The organism is Mycobacterium sp. NGS41 (assembly GCF_059812725.1).
The window spans coordinates 1-1208 of sequence record NZ_JCALDF010000073.1 but is presented as its reverse complement, the minus strand read 5'-3'; the positions used below and the strand labels follow the sequence as shown (position 1 = coordinate 1208).

Sequence of the window (1208 nt, the reverse complement as noted above, 5' to 3'; positions counted from 1 at the left end):
CGGCCGGATCCTGCAGCCACAGACCCATACCGAGATCGATCAGTGCTCGACGCAGCGCCACGCTGCCCTCGCGGCTGATGGCTCCATCGCGGCGTTTACCGGCTGATTCGTACTGCACCGGTGACAGCCCGGCGGCTCGATAAATCTGCCGAGGGCCCGGCCACCGGTGTGGATCACCCAGGGCAGCAGCATATTTCGACACCCGGATAATTCCCCAGCCGGGCACTGTGGTCAACGTCGAAAATGGGCTGTGGGGGATCAGTGTGGCCAACTCGGACTCGGCCGCCGCGATCTGAAGGTCCAAATCGGCTAACAGCGCCACATCGGCAGCCAACACTCGCCGCGCCGCGGCGGCATCACTGACCGGCAACGCCTCACGCGCGGCACTGACCAGACGTTCGGCCAACTCTCGGCGTAGCCTCACTTCACGCACACGGGCGAACCGAATCAATCGAGTTGGCCCCAAAGCGCGCACCCGGGCCGGGTCGGCCAATTCCGCGGCGATCAGCCGACCGATCTTGGTGGCCAACACATCCGGCAACACCATCGTTAATCCAGGAAACGCGCGGTCGAGTTGGGCCAGCAACTGATTCTTTGTCACTGTACGTACCGCTACCCGACGATTGCGATGGGCCGCCCACGCCCCGATCTCACCCAGCAGCTGCGGTGTGGCTCCCGCTGGTTGTCCCCGCCCGGCCAACACCAAATCGGTGATCGCTTCCAAATCGATCGCGTCGGTCTTTACCCGCCGTCGACCGGCAACCCGGCGCTGCTCGGCCACATGGGCCGGATTGAGTTCGAGCACCTCCCACCCCGGCGGCCATCGATAATCCAGCACCGGACGGTGATAATGCCCTGCCGCTTCGACACCTACCTTCACCTGGGCAGATGACGGAACAATGGCCGCTACTCGATGCACCACCGCAGCCAAGCCCGAACGGCTCATCACAAACTCGACAGGACCCAACAACCGTTGACGGGCGCTGTCGGTTGCCGACAGCATCGCTAAGGTCTTGCCGACATCGACGGCAACGACGATCGTGGACAACGTGACTGGAGCAGCATGCACAGACACAACAACACCTCCGGGGCGTGTCAAGAGAACCCGAGCGCTCCGAACGCTCAGATCCTCAAAAAGGGAACTTCTGACAATCCCTTCCTGACACCCCCGGAGGCGTTTGTGAAGGACCAACGATCTATATCAGCGC

General features: G+C 62.7%; 1 protein-coding gene. It reads right to left on the bottom strand.

All coding sequences use genetic code 11. The features are described 5' to 3' along the window. The coding region (locus AC5Y21_RS25965; RefSeq protein WP_499917014.1) for an IS110 family transposase at nt 1–1075 on the bottom strand (1075 nt) is incomplete at its 3' end. Between the last annotated feature and the right edge of the window lie 133 nt (nt 1076–1208).